Source organism: Helicobacter sp. CLO-3 (genome assembly GCF_001854545.1).
Taxonomy (GTDB): Bacteria; Campylobacterota; Campylobacteria; order Campylobacterales; family Helicobacteraceae; genus Helicobacter_B.
Map to the genome: position 1 here is coordinate 1 of NZ_MLQN01000018.1, position 18,275 is coordinate 18,275.

Genomic DNA, 18,275 nt, shown 5'->3' on the forward strand with positions numbered 1-18,275 from the left:
TGGGGGTGCAGGGGGATAAGGGGAGCGACTTCGCAAAACGAAGTTTCTTTAGCAATTCAAGCCCCCTTGTCCCCCTGCGAAAACAAGCCGTAGGCGCAGTTTCTTTAGAAAAAGCTGGCGACGATAAACAAGAATAAACGCAAAAGTTTGGCGACAAGAAAACCAGAATCTAAAAAATACAAAAAACTAGATTCTAGTATTTGGATAGATTGCTTCGTCAGGCTATCGCCTTCCTCGCAATGACAAATATAGTTTTCAAAATCCGGCGCAAAAAGCCAGCCGATAGATTAACCAAACCGCAAACACAAAAGGAGCAACAATGGAAGGTCAGCTTATGGCATTGGCTATCGAGACATACAAAATCACGCTGCTAATCTCGCTGCCAATCCTAGCCACCGGGCTTGTCATCGGGCTTTTGATAAGCATTTTTCAAGCCACCACGCAGATAAATGAGATGACGCTTTCATTTGTGCCAAAGATTCTTGGCGTCATCGCTGTCATCATTTTCACCATGCCTTGGATGCTAAATATGCTTACTGACTACACGACGCATCTTATCAAATTTATCCCAGAATTTATCGGCGTTTAGGGCGCGTTTGCAAAAGCGATTTTGGCACGCGGGGCGCATACACAAAGACATCAAGGGCATATCAAAGGCGCATAAATGTATAAAAGCAGCATAGACTTCTCAAAATACAGCAGCATCAAAATCGGCGCGCCAACGCCCATAACCATCCTAGAAAAATCTGACATATCAAGGCTAGCCGAGCTAGAATCTAGCGCGTGCATCGGGCATGCGTGCAATCTCATCGTATCGCCAGAGGCGCGCGGGCTAGTGATGCTTGGCAAGGAATTTGATTATATAGAGGAATGCGCGGATTTCATCGAGGTGGGCGCGGCGACGCCTAGCGGGAAGATTTTTGCCTTTTTCAAAGCGCGCGATTTGGGTGGCTTGGAGTTTTTGCACGCGCTGCCCGGGAGTGCTGGCGGACTGCTTAAAATGAATGCTGGCATGAAGCAGCATGAGATGAGTGGCGTGGTGATTGGTGCTTGTGTGAATGGGCGCTGGGTGGATAGCGCAGAGCTTGGGCTTAGCTATCGCACGAGTCGCATTGGCGGGATTATTAGTGCGGTGCGGTTTGCCAAGCGCGCTGGATTCTCGCAGGAAGTGCTGCGCGCGTGCAAAGATATGCGAAAGACTCATCCCAAAATGCCAAGTTGTGGGAGTTGTTTTAAAAATCCTAGTGGCGATTATGCGGGCAGGTTGCTAGAGGCGGCAGGGCTAAAAGGCTTTGTGCGAAATGGCGTAGGATTTAGCGGCGAGCATGCCAACTTTTTGGTAAATCATGGTGGCGCAAGCTTTGAAGATGCGATATATGCGATAGAGCACGCGCAAAAAGTAGTGCTAGAAAAATCCGGCATCTTGCTAGAAAAAGAAGTGAAAATCATAGAGTAGGCGAGATTGATATATTGTAAATAAATTTATATTGTTTTATGGCAAGCAGTATTCTAGCTACTTTTTGACAAGATTTTACTATAAGCCTCTATGTATTGCTTGGCTACTACACCCATGCTAAATTTAGATTCTGCGCTTTGGCGTGCGCGCTGGCTTAGCGCCTCGTATTCGCTGGCATCAAGCCTTAGAATCCACTCTAAGCCTTTGGCTAAGTCAGCGATATCCCTTTCTTTTGCGAGATAGCCATTTTGCTTATGGCTTATCATATCGCCATTTCCGCCGATGTCAAACGCCACTACAGGCGTGCCGCATGACAATGACTCCATGATGGCATTGCTTAAGTTCTCGGCTAGACTAGGCGTCACAAAAATATCCGCCGCATTATATGCTATGCGCAACGATATATCATCGCCCAAGCGCCCCAAAAAATGCGCGTTTATGCCAGCGATTTGTGGTGCTTCGGATGTCGCGCCCAGCTGGTTTGCGCCAAATACAACTATCTCACACTGGCTTTTTAGGTCATCTGGCAGCATTTTTAGCGCGGATTCTAGCTCGGCGAAGCCTTTTCTGGCGATGCCAATATCTGTCGCGCCAAACGCTATGATTTTTTTATTTGGCGTTATTGTCAAAATTTCTCTAGCTATGACTTTAGACATTGGCGCATAGATTTTTGTATCTACAGGGGTTGGAAAACTTATGATTGGTTTATTTTTCAATAGGCTAGATTTTTTTGCATCTTCTGCCATCCATTTTGATGGTCCATGTATGGTGAGTTTTTTTAATCGCCCATATGTCCGCCTTTTTCTAAAAAAAGTCCAAAAAGATAAATCATATTTGCGATTGGAATCTAAAGCGGGGCAATTTCTGCAATACTCCAAAAAACCATTGCAAGATGGTTCTACATAGTGGCAGCCGCCAGTGTATGGGTTCATATCATGCAGACTCCAAAGCATTGGTGCATCTATGGATTCTAGATCTTTGATATTCAAAAAGCCATTTTCTATCCAGTGCAGATGCACGATGTCTGGCTTTAGCTCTTTTAGGCGCTTTAGCAGCGTGCGATTGTGCGGCGTGAAAAATGGAATATTTGGCGAAAAAATATCTTTGTGTCGCTTGGGATAAAACATCAATGGAAGCTGGCTTAATGGCGCGCGTAGTTTTTCCATGAGTTTTTGTGGTCTGGTGCGCGCAAGTCGCTCTACGCCCGCTATGCTGGAAGTTTTACTCATTGTCAGCACAATAGAATCGACACCATATTGCAGTAGTGACCTATGCACTCTAGTGCATGAATTGGCAGCGCCGCCAGAATCCAAACTCGTCACATGCACTACTCTCAAATGCCTATCCTTCATTTTATTTGGTATTGCGCGCGTTTGCCTTAGGCTTTGCGCTCTTTGCATGATTTTATCAGAGCGCGCATTGTATCAAAAAGTTTTGAAAATCGCTATAAAACGCCTGCAAAACACTCGCAAAAACAGCCTCACAATATCACCCTCACAATATCAGCATGCCATCGCCATAGGAGTAGAATCTATAGCCCTGCGCGATGGCTTCATCATAGATTCTGCGCCACTCATCAAGCCCCACCATCGCGGCTACGAGCATGACTAGCGTGGATTTTGGCAGGTGGAAGTTGGTAAGCAAATAGCGCGCGTGGGCGGGCGGGCTGCCCGGGTGGATGTATTCGTCGCACTGGGCGAAAAAGTCTTGTGTGACAGAGTCTTGTGCGGTGTTGTTTTGCGCGAAAAAATTTGGGTTGCTAGAATCTCGTGCTGAAAAGTCTTGCGCGCGCGCGGCTTTTGCTAGAAACTCCACGCTTCTAAGCGCGCTCGTCCCCACGCATAGCACATTTTCACTCTGCAAAATCTTGCTAGCATTTTCCGCGCTGATATGCAGCGCCTCGCTGTGTATAGGGTGCGCGCGTATGTCCTCGCTCTGCACGCTCGCAAATGTCCCAGCGCCGATATGCAGCGTGATATAGGCTAGCTCGAAGCGGCGGCGCATCGCCTCCAGCATAGATTCTGATAGGTGCAGGGACGCGGTGGGTGCGGCGATCGCGCCATCATTTTTGGCAAAGACGCTTTGGTATTCGCGCTCATCTTGCGCGTGCGCCTCGCGCTTGATGTAGGGCGGCAGCGGGATATGCCCGATAGATTCTAGCATTTCTAGCACAGATTTTTTATCCAGCAAATGTGTCTTGGCGCCGCCTGCGCTGGTGCTGTGGCGATAGAAAATAAGCTTTTTGTATTGTTCCTCCTGTCCCACCACAAGCGCAAAATATCCAGAATCTAGCGCGATTTTGGTGCCTATGGGTGCTTTGCCTCGCACTTGCGCTAGCACAAGCGCGCAAGATTCTAAAATATTGGATTCTAGCGCGCTGGATTCTAAAGCACAAGATTTTGGCGCGCCAGAATCTAAAATCTTAAAATCTAAAATAGCAGAATCTAAAATCCCAGAATCTAATATTTTGGCAGATTCTAGCACCTTGCCAATTTCTCGCCACTTCTCGCCACCATCCAAAAACGCATGAAACAAAATCTCGCTTTTGCCACCTAGCGCGCTTTCTTGCGCTGGTTTATCTGCGCCTTGATTTAGCGCGCTAGATTTTGGCGCGCTTTTTGTCGTGATAGCTGGCGCAAGAGTTGGCGCGCCAGATTCTGCTATCTCCGCGCGGATTTTGCGCCCATAGAGCCTAGCTTTCAGCACGCGCGTGTCATTTAGCACGATGGTGGATTTCGGCGGGATGAAGTCTAGGAGGCTTGCAAATGTCGTGTGGATGATCTCTCTTTTGTCGCGGTGATACACGAGCAGGCGCGCGCTTTCTTGGGGCTTGATGGGGTGGGTGGCGATGAGGTCTGCGGGCAGGCTGTAGTCATAGCTTGAGAGGTCGAATTCTTTGGCTATCGCGCTGTCTTGTCTAGAATCTGGCATGCGGTTATTTGCTAGACTCGCTAGATTCTGGCGCGCTGGATTCTGCCTCTGCCGCGCTATCCTCTAGCTTTGAAGCAGGATTTACAAAATGCGCGATAAGGATCGCAAAGCCATACAAAATCACCAGCGGGATAGCCATAAGCAGCTGCGAGAAAGGATCTGGCGGCGTGATGATAGCCGCGATGATAAAAATCAGCACCACCGCGTATTTGAAAAAGCCCTTTAGCGTCGCATCGGTGATAAGCCCGACTCTCGCCAGAAAATACGCAAGCACAGGCAGCTCAAACGCGATACCAAAGCCCAGCACCACGCGGATGAAAAAGCTCACATAGCTCTCAATAGAAATGTTGGCATCAAACATATCATTCCCAAACATCAAAATATACTTAATCATAAAAGGAAAGATGATGTAGTAGGCAAAAAGCGCGCCCAGCGCGAACATAATCGTGCCAAAAAAGACAAAAGGCAGGATGATTTTTTTCTCATTTTTATACAAGCCGGGCGCGACAAACAGCCATATCTGCCAAAACACGATGGGCGTAGAGATAGTAAATGCCGCCAAAAACGAGATGCTCATCGCTGAAAAAATCCCCTCAAGTGGGGTTAGCTGCATAAGCGTGCCCTGCACCTTGTCGGCAAAGGCGCTTTCTATGGGCGCTTTGACAAAGGCAAAAATCTGCTTCCAAAACGCAAAACACCCAATAAACGCGACTATCACGCAAGCGCATGAGATCATGAGGCGCTTTCGCAAGTCTTGGATGTGCGGTTTTAGGTCTTCAAACATGGTGGTGCCTTGCTATTTGGGGGTTTTGGTTTTGGTGGTTTTGGTGGCTTTTGTGGCGGGTTTGGATTCTGCTTTGGAATCTATTTTGGGATTTTTTGTTTTAGGTTTTATGCTTTTGGATTCTGCGCTTTTGGTTTTTGTGGTGTTAGTGGCGCTTTTAGATTCTGCATTTTTAGTAGATTTTGCTGCGCTTTTTGGCTGCTTTGTCGCAGAATCTGATTTTACGCTCGCGGCTTTAGCTGAAGCGGTTTTTGTCGCAATTGTTTTAGCTAAAGCAGTTTTTTTGCTTTTTGCTCCTTTTTTGGATTCTGAAGTGTCGCCAGAATCCGCCGCGCCAGATTCTATCATGCTAGATTTTGTCAGGCTAGATTCTAGCGCGCCAGCCGCCGCTCCAGCGCTAGCCACAGCACCCGCACTTTTAGCGCCAGCTGCGCCCCCGCCAGCTGCGCCCGCAGAATTCACAGAATCCGCAGAATCTAGGCTAAGCATTTTTGGCAGCTCTTTATACTCATCAAACATCGAGCCGATTTCTTTGATTTGTATGTCTTTGGTGATGTCATCGATTTGATTTTGGAAGTTTTGATGATATTGCAACGCTTCTTGCTTTAGCGTATCAATCTGCAGCTCTTTATCCAGCGTATCTTTTGCCTCATTTACCGTTTTTTTCACCGCTTTGAAAAACTTCACCACATCGACAATCGCTTGCGGCAGCTTATCAGGCCCTAGAAAAATCACGCCAACAATCAAAATAATAAGAATCTCAAAAAACCCCATACCAAACATATTTTTCCTTATGGGGTGTTGTTTGTGGTGCTTTGGGCGTGTTTTAGCAGGATGCAGATGGCTTTTGACACGATGCCAAAAAACACAAAAACACAAAACACGCCAAAGCCTATCAATAGCGCCAAAAAGGCAGAATCAAAGACAAACCTAGCCACAAAAAAACTACAAACCGAGCCTATGATCCCAACCCCGATAAAAAACCCGCTAAAAAAGTCCAAAATCCTAGGCAAAAGCTCTTTGAAGCGCTCTTCAAGCGGACTTGTCAATGATCCTCTCCATCCACCAAAACAGCGCCGGCAAGATACACATAAGTAAGGATCATAAACACAAACGCCTGCAGCACCGCCATAAACGCCAAAATCGCAAATGGCACGACAGGCACAAGCCAAGGCACAAGCATAAGCATCACGAGCAAAAACATATCATCGCCCTTGATATTCCCAAAAAGACGGAAAGAAAGCGAGATGATGCGAGAGAGGTGAGAGATGATTTCTATAGGGAACATGAGGGGGGCGAGGCATTTCACAGGGCCCATAAAATGCGCGAAATACTTGATGACGCCTTGTGTGCGAATGCCTTCAAAATGATAGTAAAAAAACACGATGAGCGCTAGCACCAGCGTAAAATCCCACGCAGAAGTAGGCGCCTCAAAGCCCGGAATCATACCGATGAAGTTACAATAAAACACGAAAAATCCAATCGTCCCAGCAAGCGGAAAATATTTGCGCGCCTTCTCCTCGACGATGACATCTTTTGCCATATAAAGCATGCCCGATATAGTGGCTTCATAGAGGTTTTGCAAGCCGCTAGGGATCACGCGCATATTTCTCGTGGCAAGTTTAGCCACCACCACCGTGACAATCGCGCACAAAATCGTATAAAACGCAATGATAACATGATGATCTGAAGTAAAAAGTCCCGCTATCGTAAAGAGCCTATCTCCCATCTGCGTCCCCTTTTTGGTTGATTTTAGGCTGGATTTTGCCCTAAATTTCCTCAATAAAACATTAAACTAGCAAAAAGCATTCACAAAATGTGATTTGCGTGTTTGTTTTACACTTTTTGTGTGTCGTGTTTGCGTCGCGTTTGTGCTGTGTGGCTTGTATTGTGCGCGCGTGTTTTGTCGAGCGTCACAAAGTTGGCAGCATTTTTGCTTGAGAGTTTGTGAGATTTTGGCAGGATTTATAGATTCTAGTAGTGTTTAAACGCTTAAAATTTTGGCTTAAATATTTTTGCAAAATTTAAAAAATAGGGGATATTATGGCACTTTGTGGATTTTGCAAGCGGTTGAAAATCCGCTCTACTGATTTTATTTTTATGATTATTATGTGTGTGGTGCTGTATTTTGTCTATAAATACCAGTTTGAAGAGATAAAAATCGCCCATAAAGAGCGCAAAGATTCTTTTGACACACTCCAGCAATCCTGCATAAATGGCGATGATAACGCCTGCGCACAAATCCGAGAAATAATGAAGAAAAATAAAAAATAAACTAGAATCTAAAATTGGTCCTTTTTGAAGACATATTTGGAATACACCAGCGAGATGGCGAGGAAGAGTGCGCCCATGATGATGAAAAGCGCGATTTTGGCAAGTCCGCCAAAGGAGCTTGTGTCGATGAAAAATACTTTGAGCGCTGCCAAAAGTAGCAAAATAAGCGAGTAAATGCGAAAACTTCGCACACCAAAGCGCAAAAACGCCACCAAGCACGCCACGCCAAGCAGCGCCAAGATAAGCGAATACGCATAGCCTTCTATCTCGCCAATGCCTACTTCACCAATGCCCGTTCCGCCGCTTCCACCAAAAAGCTTATACATATAGCTTTCGATTTCGACTGGGCCTGAGCCAAAATGCTCAAACCACCAAAAACTCGAGCGATTGGGTAGTGTCAAATCCGCTGTGTCGACAAATAGCAACCTCATCGCAAATACCACGACAAACACGCTAAGCACGAAAATCATCGCATCTAGCGCGATTTCAGACGCCCTAAAAATGCGGAGTAGTTTGGCTGGCTGGATGAAGGATGAGAGAGAATCTAGCGTGCTGGATTTTGGCGCGGTGGATTCTGCGGGCGCGGATTCTGGTGTGGTTGTTGCGCTGGATTTTGGTGCGGACTCTGCGATGCTGAAATCTAAAGTGCCAAAATTTCTAGCTTGCTGGCTTGATAGCGTGGATTTTGGTGTGTCAAGTTTTGCGAGCGTGGATTCTGCGATATTAGAATCTATTTTGCCAAAATCTAAATTTGCAGAATCTAGCCTTTTAGATTTTGCCCCCTTAGATTCTGGCCCCTTAGATTCTAGTGTGCCGGGCTTGTTGGCAAATGCTAGCCTTATAGATTCTGCGCCGCGCGCGATATCAAGCTTTAGCAAAAAGCTAGCCACGCACACCACTATCATCATCAAAGGCGCGCTATACACGAGCATCGCGGCACTTCTGCTAGGAGTGTCTATGAGGATATAGCCCGCAAAAATCAACAAAACTCTCATCATATCAAACGCCGCATAAACCATCAAAAACGCGCTAAATGCGGCAAAAAGCGCCAAAAGTGCATGCGCTCTACTTTTTGCCTTCCACACGCCAAGCGCGCAAAGCGCAAGCAGCGCGCCATGAAGCGATAGCGCAAGGACATCGCTATTGCCATGAAGCCCAAGCGCTGTAAAAAACCATATACAAAAATAAAGCATAAGCCACGCGAAAAACAGTATGCCAAATATCAAATGCGCGGTGAAAAATACGCGCAATGTTTGGTGCGCGCCTGCGCTAAAGGTTTGCGGCTCTGCCAAATCACTAAAATTATCAAGGTTGCCAGAATTGCCAAAAACACCAAAATTGTTTCGTTTTGCCTTAGATTCTGCGCTATTTTTGGCTTTGGCGCTAATTTTGACGCCGGATAAAAAGCGCGCAAAAATCGCGAGATTTACCACGCACACGACAAAATAAACCATGAGCGAGATGACATCGCCAGAATCCAAAAGCGTGCTGCTAGCAAGCGCATCAAGCATATTTTCTAAAAGCGGCGCATTTCTGACAAACACTATCGCGCCCATCGCCATAAACACAAAGCAAAAGCCAGCGATATCGCGCGGCGCAAATCTCGTGCGCCCAAGCACCAAAAGCACCGCCCCGCCAAGCATCCACCAAGCAGCCGCGCGCGCATAGATGAAACGCTTTGCCTCCAAAATATCGCCAAAATACATGCTAGCAGGCACAAAAAGCGCGCCAATAGCGCATAAAAGCAGCAAAGAATCATTGCGCAAAGCTATCTTGTATCGCGAACAAATTGCATAAACGCCGACAAAAATGATGATAGCAAAAGATTTCGTGGCATTGAAATACCCGCCAAAAGGCGAGGTCAAATCCACCACATCAAAGCCCCTTAAAAGCGGCATAGCAACAGCCAAAAAGCCAAACGCCACACCACAAAGCCATGCCACCCAAAGATACCAAACCTCATGCGTCTGAGATGCGCGCGATTTGGGCTTGCCGGCTGTATTGGCTGTATTTGACTTGTTGGTTGTATCGGCTGTATCGGCTTTATCAGATTCTATTTGGCGCGATTTGGCACGCAAATTTTTGGCGATATGAAGCGCGATGCCAAGCGCAAAAAGCAGCATAAACGCACCCACGATAGCCTCACTCGCGCGCTCGACAAAAAACACGCAAGTAGCGCTTAGCATGGCAAAAATCATCGGCAGCGTCAGCACGCGCTCATCGATGGCAAAGCGCGCAAAATTCCGCAAAAATGGCAAGGCAAGCAAGATAACACAAAGAAGCGCCAAAAAGCTGTATTCTAGGCTTTGGAATCCAAGCTCTTTGGCTTGCAAAAGCAGCGCACCCAGCACCAAAAAGCTAAGCGCGGATGTGAAGCTAGCGGTGCGCGGCGCTTTTTGGCGCGCTTGGATAGTGCTTTGCCCGCTAGATTCTGCGCGTGCAAGATGTGGGGCGCTAGAATCTACAGAATCTACATTTTTAGAATCCGCATTTTTAGATTCTACATTTTGCGACGCAAGCCACAGCACAGGGCTTGCAAACACCAGCAAATGCGCGCAAATCACAAGTGCCACCATAAAAGCCACCACCAAAAAGCTAGGCGCGTCAATCTCGCGATGAATCCCAAAATCTAGCGCATAAAGCAGCACAAACGCACTCGCCAAATACAAAAGCGCGACATACCCGCCACGATACGCCAAATACGCCACCACCGCATAAAACATCGCTAGATACGCAAACAAGCTAAGCGCGTTGTAAGTGTTGCTAGCTAGCAAAATGGGCGTGCAAAACGCGCCCAAAAGCCCAAAAATCCCAACCACTAGCCCAAATCTAAGTGAGAGCACCAGCGCCAAAAGAGCACTTAGGCTAAGCCCTGCAAACACGCCAAATGCGCCAAAAAATCCATAAAGTTTAAATCCGCCATAAAAGCTAAAAAATATCACCACAAGCCCAGCGCCTATGCAGGTTTGGGTGATGGTAGAGAGTGCTTGGATGGAGGGCAGGAATGATGCAAATAAGGAGGGTTTGGCGCGGGTGGTGCTAGTGCTTTGCGCGGCGTTTTGTGAATCTATGCTTTGCGCGGTGCTAATGTTTTGTGTGGCGGTATTTTGTGTAGTCGCGCTTTGTGTGGATTCTAGCGTAGCGTGGCTTATGCCAAATCTTTTGCCAATGCGCGCAAAAATGCCGCTTTGGCTTGGGGCTGGGCTTTTGACATACCTGCCAAACGCATCGCAAAAAAAGCCAAAGCAAAGCAAAAGCGCGCCAAAAATCATTGATAGCGCGATACGCACTTGTGGCGTGAGGAGGGCGTTTTCTATGGAGTATCGTATCAGGAAAAATGCGGCGAAAATAAAGAAAATGCCAGCGATAAAAACCATGCCTTTTTGCGTGAAAATCCGCTCAAATGAGCGCGCGGATTTGGCGCGCGAGCTAGAATCTGCATCGCGCGCTTTGTCATAATTTAGGCTGCTAGAATCTAGTCTAGATTCTGATTTGCTAGATTCTAGTTTGCCAGATTCTAATTTGCTAGATTTTTGGATTTTAGATTCTATAGTTTTGGGATTTTGAGTTTTGGATTCTGATATTTTAGATTCTGGGATTTGTGTTTTTGCAAATACTTTGCGCTGTGCGAATTCTGCGTGCGCGTCAAATCCCAAAGCGCTTGCGCTAGATTCTGCGCTTGCGTGGCGTGGCGCGGATTCTGCGTTTGTGGCGCGCGGTGCAGATTCTGTGCTGTCATTGCGAGCCACGCTTGCGTGGCGTGGCAATCCATTGGTTGCGCTAGTTGCTTGGGCTGAAGAATGGATTGCTTCGTCGGCTTCGCCTTCTCGCAATGACGACGAGGCAGGGGCATTTGTTTTGTCGGCGACAAATCCTCGCAAAGCGTCAGCTTCTTTTAGTAAAGCGTCAGCTTCTTTTAGTAAAGCGTCAGCTTCCTTTGGCAATGACGAAAAATCGCGTTCAGCAGAATCCGCAAACCCCCTAGAATCCATAGCCTTTCCAAAATCCATAGCTTTTACAGAAGCCCTTATATCCTCTATCATGCGCTCTAGGCGACTTATTTTGGATTCTAGTTTGGCTTTGGATATTTCATAGTCTTTGGAGCGCGCAAAACTCGCAATGTCAAGTATCGAGCCCACAATCACCAGCAGCACAATAATACATATCAACGCAATGATGCCTATCATACAAATCCTTTAAATCTATCTAATAATCTCGCTAAGCCTTATGGGCGTAAATCCTATCTCTTCACAGCTCACATTCACGCAAAATCGATTATAAGTCTTTTTGGAATGCGTGTGCCCGTGGATATTGAGGCTACATTCACACATTTTATACGCCTCATCTAGCACATCCCTCACCGCGCAAAATCTATCATCTTTCTTGCGATTCATCACCGGAAAATGGCTAAACATCACGCGCTCACTCCCAATATCTAGCACGATAGCGTTTAGGTATTCATTTTTCACTAGCTTGCCAAACTTTGCTTTTAACTTCTCTTTTATGCGTTTAGATTCTGGGATTTGTAGCTTTAGCTTATCACACACGAGCCAATCATCCATTTTTTTGACGCGCTTAAACTTGCCTATGTCATTATTTCCGACGACTAGAATCTTACTTCCATTTAGCCGCGCGAGGTATTTATAGCCTTCATCAAAGTATAAATCACCTAGATGTAGCACAGCATCGCGCTCGTCAACCACGCTATTCCAGTTATAAACACTTAGCTCATCAAACACGCCAAACCCGCTATTTTGTAGTGCGAGCTTGCGCAAAGGCTCTTTTTTCATCACTGCTTTGTGTCCGAAATGCGTATCAGAGATAAGAAATGTATCAAGCGTTATGCTGTATTTCATCGCTGTTTAAATATCCTTGTGGAGTGGTGATGTCTATGATTTTGCCCTCTTGCATGCAATACACGCGCGAGGCTAGCGAGATGGTGCTTGGGCGGTGGGCGATAAGGATGATGATTTTATCTTGTTTGATAGAATCTATCGTGCCTCGTATCGCTTCTTCGGTGTGTATATCTAGCGCAGAAGTCGCCTCATCAAATATCAGCACCTCCGCATCTTTGTAGATAGCGCGCGCTATTGCTATGCGTTGCCTTTGTCCGCCGCTTAGATTTGTCCCAAACTCATCTAGCATTGTGTGGATTCCATTTTTTAGATTCTCGACAAACTCCCACATTTGCGCGGCTTTGAGGCTCTCTATCACGCGTGCTTCATTTATCTCGCTGCCATAGGCGACATTTGCCGCGATGGTGTCGTGAAATATAAAAATGCGCTGGGTGACGATAGCGATATTATCGCGCAGGGATTTTTGCGTGTATTCTTTGATGTTTTTGTTATTTATGCAGATTTCCCCGCCGCTCACATCATAAAGGCGCAGTATCGCATTTACAAGCGAGCTTTTGCCACTGCCGCTTTTGCCTACAAGTGCGATGATTTCATTTTTCTTGACTTCTAGGCTTATGTCATTTAGCGCGGCTACTTTGTCATAATGCAGCTGCACGCCGCGCACAGCGATGTCATTTATCGGTGCTTGCAGGATTTGTGCGCCATCTTTGATTTTTGGCTGCATATCCATGATCTCGCCTATGCGTTCGCCACCCACAAGCGCATCTTGAAAGCTTGTGACTATGCCAATCATGCGCTTTATCGGGGTATAAAGCATAAAAAGTGCTGTGGTAAAAGAGCCAAACTCGCCTGTCGTCATACGCCCGCCTATCACTTCAGAGCCACCCACAAAGATAACGATGCCTATCGCCACCGCGCCAAGTGTCTCCATGATAGGGCCATTTAGCCCGCCTATGAGTGTGGATTTGATGCCGAGCTTGAAAAATATTTTATTCTCGCGGCGATAGTGCTCTAGCTCGATTTGCTCGCCATTGTTTGCTTTGATGATTTCAGCACTATTAAATATTTCAGAGGTTTTAGAGGTGATGTCAGAGTTTTTTTCTTGCGTTTTTCTAGAGATGCGCTTGATATGGCGGATGATGATAAGGATAGGCACAATAGCAAGTGGCACGACTACGAGAGAAAAAAACGCCAAGCGCGGATTGCTATAAATCACCACGCACAAAAGCCCAATGATAGTAAATCCCTCGCGCACAAAATCCGCAAAATAGTTTGACACCGCCGCGCGAATCAGCCCTATATCATTGGTGATGCGCGCGATAAGCTCGCCCTTTCGCATTTTGTTGAAAAACTCTAAATCAAGCTTTAGCATATGCGCTAGCAAATCCTCGCGCACCCTACGCACAATATCTAGCCCTATGTAATTGACAAAAAAGCCCTGCGCATACGCGCCCAAACTTTTGCCAAAATACGCCGCTATCAGCAAAAGCGGCAGGATGATAAGCATTTGCGCGTCTTTGTTGGTAAAAATCTCATCTAGCACAGGCTTCACAAGATAGGTAGAATACGCCGTGCAGCCAGCAGTCAGCAAGCTAGATAAAATCGCTAAGACAAAAAAGAGATAATAATCTTTGATATATGGATAAAAGCGCTTATAAAAGGATTTCATCCGCACTCCTTTGTTTTTATGGTTTGGGATTTTAGCATTTTTTGCTAGCCTTTTGCCAAACATACCAAAAACTATTAAGACAAAATACTATACAATATCGGCTTTACTGCGCTTATTTGAGTGCGTGTGACGCAAAATGCAAAGACGCAAACGCGCCAAACACAAAAGCGCGCATAGAATCCAAAAACTAGAATCTAAAAGGAGTATAAATGTGTGGAATCGTAGGCTATGTCGGAAGTGGCGAGAAAAAGCAGATTCTGCTAGATGGGCTAAAAGAGCTGGAATATAGAGGCTATGATTCTGCGGGGCTTGCGGTGCTTTCAAATGATGCGCTGTATTCTTTCAAGGCCACCGGGAAGCTTAAAAATCTAGCCGATAAAACGAGGGATTTTAGCTCAAGTGGCTTTGGGCTTGGTATCGCACATACGCGCTGGGCGACGCATGGCAAGCCCACAGAGATAAACGCGCATCCTCATACCGGCGAGTTTAGCTTCGTCGTGCATAATGGGATCATCGAAAACTACAAAGAGCTAAAAAGCGAGCTAGAGAATCTAGGGCATACCTTTATAAGCCAGACAGATACTGAAGTCATCGTGCATCTTTTCGAGCAGGAGTTTAAGCGTGTCAAGGATGCGCGTGCGGCGTGGGAGGCGACAGCTAGCAGGCTGCAAGGCGCGTATGCGACGCTACTTATCACAAAAGTGGCACCCGATAGGATCTTTTATGCCAAAAAGGGTGCACCGCTAATTATCGGCAAACCAAAGGTGGCAGGGGGCGCAGAATCCAAAGCAGATTCTAGCGCGTGCGATATTTATTTTGCCTCCTCTGATGCGCCACTTATCGGGCTTGTAGATGAGGTGGTGTATCTTGAAGATGGCGCGGTGGGGGATTCTAGCGATTTTGACAAGCTAGCGCCCAAAACTACGCTTTCACATTCCAAATCCTTCGCGCAAAAAGAGGGCTTCCGCTATTTTATGGAAAAAGAGATTTACGAGCAAGAGCAAGTCCTGCTTGAGACGATGATGGGGCGTGTGAATGAAAGCACAATAACGCTAGATGAGATAGATTCTAGCCTGCTTGAAGGCATCAGTGAGATCACGATTTGCGCGTGCGGGACGAGCTATCACACTGCGATGGTTGGCAAATACCTCCTAGAGCGCAAAGCAAAAATGCGGACTAATGTCGTGCTAGCAAGCGAGTTTCGCTATGCCAAGCCCATTTTGCTGCCTTATGAGCTTTTCATCGTCATCTCCCAAAGCGGCGAGACAGCAGACACGCTAGAAGCGCTCAAACTTGCCAAAGCGCAGGGCTTACGCACGCTAGCGATTTGCAATGTCGATAATAGCTCTATCGTGCGAGAATCTGACTGCGTGCTACTCACGCGCGCGGGCATCGAAAAAGGCGTGGCTAGCACCAAAGCATTTGCCACGCAGGTGATGGTGCTGTGGATTTTGAGCGTGTTTTTGGGTATCAAACGCGAGGTGATAGATAATAAAGGCATCGCCAGCGAGCGCGCCGCGATGATAGCTGCGATAAATGCGACCAAAATAAATCCAGCGTTGCATGAGCGCATCAAGCGGCTTTCCAAGCGGTATTTGCACGGGCATGGGTTTTTCTTCATCGGGCGCGATGTGTTTTATCCGCTCGCACTTGAAGGCGCGCTCAAGCTTAAAGAGATAAGCTATCTGCACGCGGAAGGCTATGCGAGCGGGGAGATGAAGCATGGTCCTATCGCGCTTGTCGATGCCAATCTTTTCACTATCGCCCTTGTGCCAAAGCATCTGCTGTATGAAAAAATCGCCTCTAATGTCGAGGAGCTAAGCGCGCGCGATGCGACGATATGCGTCATCGCGCAAGATGAGTTTGCGCTGGCGGATGACTGGATAGAAATCACAAAGGCGCAAAGCTATATGGAGGAGTTTTTCGCGATGATGGTGGCGCTCCAGCTGCTTTCGCTAGAAATCGCTATAAGGCTTGGCAATGATGTGGATATGCCGCGCAATCTAGCAAAATCTGTAACGGTGGAGTAAGGCGCACATGAATAATTTTCACGCCATAGATTCTAGCTTTTCTTTGCATCGTGCGCGCGTTGGCATAGCGCTTGGTGGCGCGCTGATGATTATCGTGTTTGTGTTTTGGAGTGCGCTTGTTGCGATTTCTGGGCTTTTGTGGTGGCTTATGGTGATAGCACTGCTTATTTGCATCGCTGTGATGATTAACGCGCATAGCGCAAATAATCTTCTTATAAGCATCACCGAGCCCACCGCAAATGCGCCCACCAAAAGCGCACTAGAATCTAGCTTGGCATCAGAATCCAGCTTTAATGAAATTTTCCTAAAATATGGCATGACAAGGCTTTGCATACCAGCAAAGCATATAGTCATCATGCATATTATAAAGCATAGCAGCTTCGCGCCCAAAAGGCGCTATTATGAAGCTTTGGCGCAAAAGGTGCAAAAGCTCTATGGCGTGGATTTAGGCAATATAGAAGCATTAGCACCACAAAAATTGGGTGCTTTAGGCGCCGCAAGCGTGATAAATGTGCTGCCATGGGCGTTTTTTGTTTTTTGTTTTTTTGTGGTGGTCATGCTAAAGGCTGATTTGCCATTTAAGGGATTTGGGGTGGTTTGCCTTATGTTTTTGCCATTTTTTAGCGTGCTTGCTGGGGCATCTATCGGATACAAGCTAGGCGCGTATTTGGCGCAAAAGCGCGCGGATTCTGCGATGTTTTTGCTAAGTGAAGGCAGGCGCAAGATAGTTTTGCACCTAAGTGCTGCAAGCGCGGCTAGGCTTATGGAATGGTTTAAATCCTATCTCTATGCCAACCATATCGCAAGAGAGCAAAACCGCGCGGATGAGAATCTAGCGCTAAACCCATACGCCGCGCGCGCGAGCTTTGGGCTAGAGGCGCTAGATAAGCAAGACAGCGGCGACATTTTTATAATACCCTAGAATCTAGGTTGTAGGATTTTGGATTCCGGGATTTAGATTTTAGATTTTTGAGAATTTGGATTTTGGGATTTTAGATTTTTAGATTCTGACATTTTTGGATTTTTTAGATTTTTTTTAGAATCTAGATTCTAGTATTTTGGATTTGTGGATTCTATATTTTGCAGAATCCAGAATCCAAGATTTTTAGATTCTGGTATTTTGGTGCGCTTTTATTTTGCGCCTTTATACTCATTTTCTGCGCTTTATTTTTTGCATTTTATTTTTGTAGAATCTAACCCGCGCTAGAATACGCAAAAAATGAGGCGACAATAAAGGAGAGAGGCATGCAAAATCAAAATACACAAAAAGCAAGAGAGATAAAAGTTTCCAAAAACTTGCGCTTTGCATCAGATTTTGGCGATGTGGCTTATGATTTGTATGAGCCGCTTGATGATGCAAGTGATAGTGCGAGCAAAGATTCTAGCGCGCAAGCTAGCAAAGCGCCCGCCCAAACGCCCAAAATCATCCAAATCGCACATGGCATGATAGAGCACAAAGACCGCTATGAATGGGTGGCGCGCGAGTTTGCCAAGCGCGGCTATATCGTGGCGGTGAGCGATCATCGCGGGCATGGCGAGAGTGTGAATGAAAGCAGCGGCATCGCGCTTGGCAGCATGGGCGAGGATGGCTTCGCGCGCGCAAGCTATGATCTCTACAAGCTCACTTGTTTGCTAAAAGAGCGCTATGAAGGCGCGCGGGTGGTGCTTTTGGGGCATTCTATGGGTTCGCTGCTTTCAAGGCGCTATGTCTCGATGTATGGTGAGGCGCTAAGTGCGCTTGTACTAAGCGGCTCGCCAGCGCTAGATCCAAACCTAGAGCTTGGTATAAAGCTTGCCAAAATGCTGCGATTTTTTGGCGCGAAGACTTTCGGGCAGAAGTTTTTTACTAAGCTTTTGTTTGGCGGATTTGAGAAAAAGTTTCGCAAAAATGGCGAGATGAGCGGCGTGGGCTGGCTATGCTCGGACAAAGAAGTCGCTAAGGCTTACAAGGCAGATCCAAAATGCAGCTTTATGTTTGATATGGAGAGCTTTTTGAATCTGTTTTTGGGGATGCAAGATGTGTATGGCGAGTATCCAAGCCCCAAAAATCCGCATATTCCGATACTTTTTGTAAGCGGCAATGACGATGCGAGCGGGCATTTTGGCGTGGGCGTGCAGAGGGCGTGCGCGCATCTTGAGGCGCAGGGCTTTGATGATGTGGGGATTTTGCTCTATCAGGGCGCTAGGCATGAGATACTAAATGAACCCATAAAAGCGCAGGTGGTGGCCGATATCGCGCTGTGGCTTGAGGCAAAGGGGCTGCAATAGCCCAGAT

16 protein-coding genes are annotated in these 18,275 nt (G+C 46.7%); 7 read left to right on the plus strand and 9 right to left on the minus strand.

What is annotated here, in order from left to right; all coding sequences use genetic code 11:
- Window positions 1-319: 319 nt before the first annotated feature.
- A complete protein-coding gene (fliQ, locus tag BKN38_RS05820) occupies window positions 320-589 on the plus strand; it encodes a flagellar biosynthesis protein FliQ (RefSeq protein WP_066456489.1) in 270 nt (89 codons plus the stop codon).
- Window positions 590-664: 75 nt separating this feature from the next.
- Window positions 665-1,456, plus strand: a complete 792-nt coding sequence (locus BKN38_RS05825) for a UDP-N-acetylmuramate dehydrogenase (protein WP_066456491.1) — start codon at window positions 665-667, stop codon at window positions 1,454-1,456.
- A 53-nt stretch (window positions 1,457-1,509) separates the two neighbouring features.
- Here BKN38_RS05825 and BKN38_RS05830 read toward each other — a convergent pair whose 3' ends face one another.
- From BKN38_RS05830 to BKN38_RS05855, 6 genes are all read right to left on the minus strand, one after another.
- Entirely contained in the window at window positions 1,510-2,784 is a 1,275-nt protein-coding gene (locus tag BKN38_RS05830) for a glycosyltransferase family 4 protein (protein ID WP_233712939.1), read from the minus strand.
- A gap of 166 nt (window positions 2,785-2,950) precedes the next feature.
- Entirely contained in the window at window positions 2,951-4,387 is a 1,437-nt protein-coding gene (locus BKN38_RS05835; RefSeq protein WP_066456493.1) for an S-adenosylmethionine:tRNA ribosyltransferase-isomerase, read from the minus strand.
- 4 nt (window positions 4,388-4,391) lie between these two features.
- Window positions 4,392-5,171 carry a twin-arginine translocase subunit TatC gene (gene tatC / locus BKN38_RS05840; RefSeq protein WP_066456494.1) on the minus strand — a complete coding sequence of 260 codons (780 nt, stop codon included), beginning with the start codon at window positions 5,169-5,171 and terminating at the stop codon, window positions 4,392-4,394.
- Between the two features lie 12 nt (window positions 5,172-5,183).
- The gene (gene tatB / locus BKN38_RS05845; RefSeq protein ID WP_070957734.1) at window positions 5,184-5,954 is read right to left on the minus strand and encodes a Sec-independent protein translocase protein TatB; all 771 of its coding nucleotides are present in this window, start codon (window positions 5,952-5,954) and stop codon (window positions 5,184-5,186) included.
- An 8-nt stretch (window positions 5,955-5,962) separates the two neighbouring features.
- Window positions 5,963-6,220 carry a hypothetical protein gene (locus BKN38_RS05850; protein WP_066456499.1) on the minus strand — a complete coding sequence of 86 codons (258 nt, stop codon included), beginning with the start codon at window positions 6,218-6,220 and terminating at the stop codon, window positions 5,963-5,965.
- On the minus strand, window positions 6,217-6,900 hold the full coding sequence (locus tag BKN38_RS05855; RefSeq protein WP_066456501.1) for a F0F1 ATP synthase subunit A: 684 nt from the start codon (window positions 6,898-6,900) through the stop codon (window positions 6,217-6,219). The genes BKN38_RS05850 and BKN38_RS05855 overlap by 4 nt, the downstream gene beginning before the upstream one ends.
- 314 nt (window positions 6,901-7,214) lie before the next feature.
- On the opposite strand from BKN38_RS05855, the gene BKN38_RS05860 reads away from it, so the two are divergent.
- Window positions 7,215-7,445, plus strand: coding sequence for a hypothetical protein (locus tag BKN38_RS05860; RefSeq protein WP_066456503.1), 231 nt, complete (start codon window positions 7,215-7,217; stop codon window positions 7,443-7,445).
- Between the two features lie 8 nt (window positions 7,446-7,453).
- Here the strand turns inward: BKN38_RS05860 and BKN38_RS05865 are convergent, their stop codons facing one another.
- From BKN38_RS05865 to BKN38_RS05875, 3 genes are read right to left on the minus strand one after another with little or no spacing between them, the layout of a single operon-like run.
- Window positions 7,454-11,632 carry a DUF2339 domain-containing protein gene (locus BKN38_RS05865; protein ID WP_070957735.1) on the minus strand — a complete coding sequence of 1,393 codons (4,179 nt, stop codon included), beginning with the start codon at window positions 11,630-11,632 and terminating at the stop codon, window positions 7,454-7,456.
- A 15-nt stretch (window positions 11,633-11,647) separates the two neighbouring features.
- Complete coding sequence (locus BKN38_RS05870) at window positions 11,648-12,301, minus strand: metallophosphoesterase family protein (protein WP_066456507.1); 654 nt, start codon at window positions 12,299-12,301, stop codon at window positions 11,648-11,650.
- Complete coding sequence (locus BKN38_RS05875) at window positions 12,279-13,970, minus strand: ABC transporter ATP-binding protein (RefSeq protein ID WP_066456512.1); 1,692 nt, start codon at window positions 13,968-13,970, stop codon at window positions 12,279-12,281. The genes BKN38_RS05870 and BKN38_RS05875 overlap by 23 nt, the downstream gene beginning before the upstream one ends.
- Before the next feature lie 209 nt (window positions 13,971-14,179).
- Between BKN38_RS05875 and glmS the strand changes: the two genes are divergently transcribed.
- The 4 genes from glmS (at window position 14,180) to BKN38_RS05890 (ending at window position 18,268) form a co-directional block, all read left to right on the plus strand.
- A complete protein-coding gene (gene glmS, locus BKN38_RS05880; protein WP_066456519.1) occupies window positions 14,180-16,000 on the plus strand; it encodes a glutamine--fructose-6-phosphate transaminase (isomerizing) in 1,821 nt (606 codons plus the stop codon).
- Window positions 16,001-16,007: 7 nt separating this feature from the next.
- On the plus strand, window positions 16,008-16,922 hold the full coding sequence (locus tag BKN38_RS05885) for a hypothetical protein (protein ID WP_066456522.1): 915 nt from the start codon (window positions 16,008-16,010) through the stop codon (window positions 16,920-16,922).
- Window positions 16,923-17,066: 144 nt separating this feature from the next.
- Complete coding sequence (locus BKN38_RS11095) at window positions 17,067-17,207, plus strand: hypothetical protein (protein ID WP_156528177.1); 141 nt, start codon at window positions 17,067-17,069, stop codon at window positions 17,205-17,207.
- Window positions 17,208-17,245: 38 nt separating this feature from the next.
- On the plus strand, window positions 17,246-18,268 hold the full coding sequence (locus tag BKN38_RS05890) for an alpha/beta fold hydrolase (protein ID WP_066455163.1): 1,023 nt from the start codon (window positions 17,246-17,248) through the stop codon (window positions 18,266-18,268).
- Window positions 18,269-18,275 lie beyond the last annotated feature (7 nt).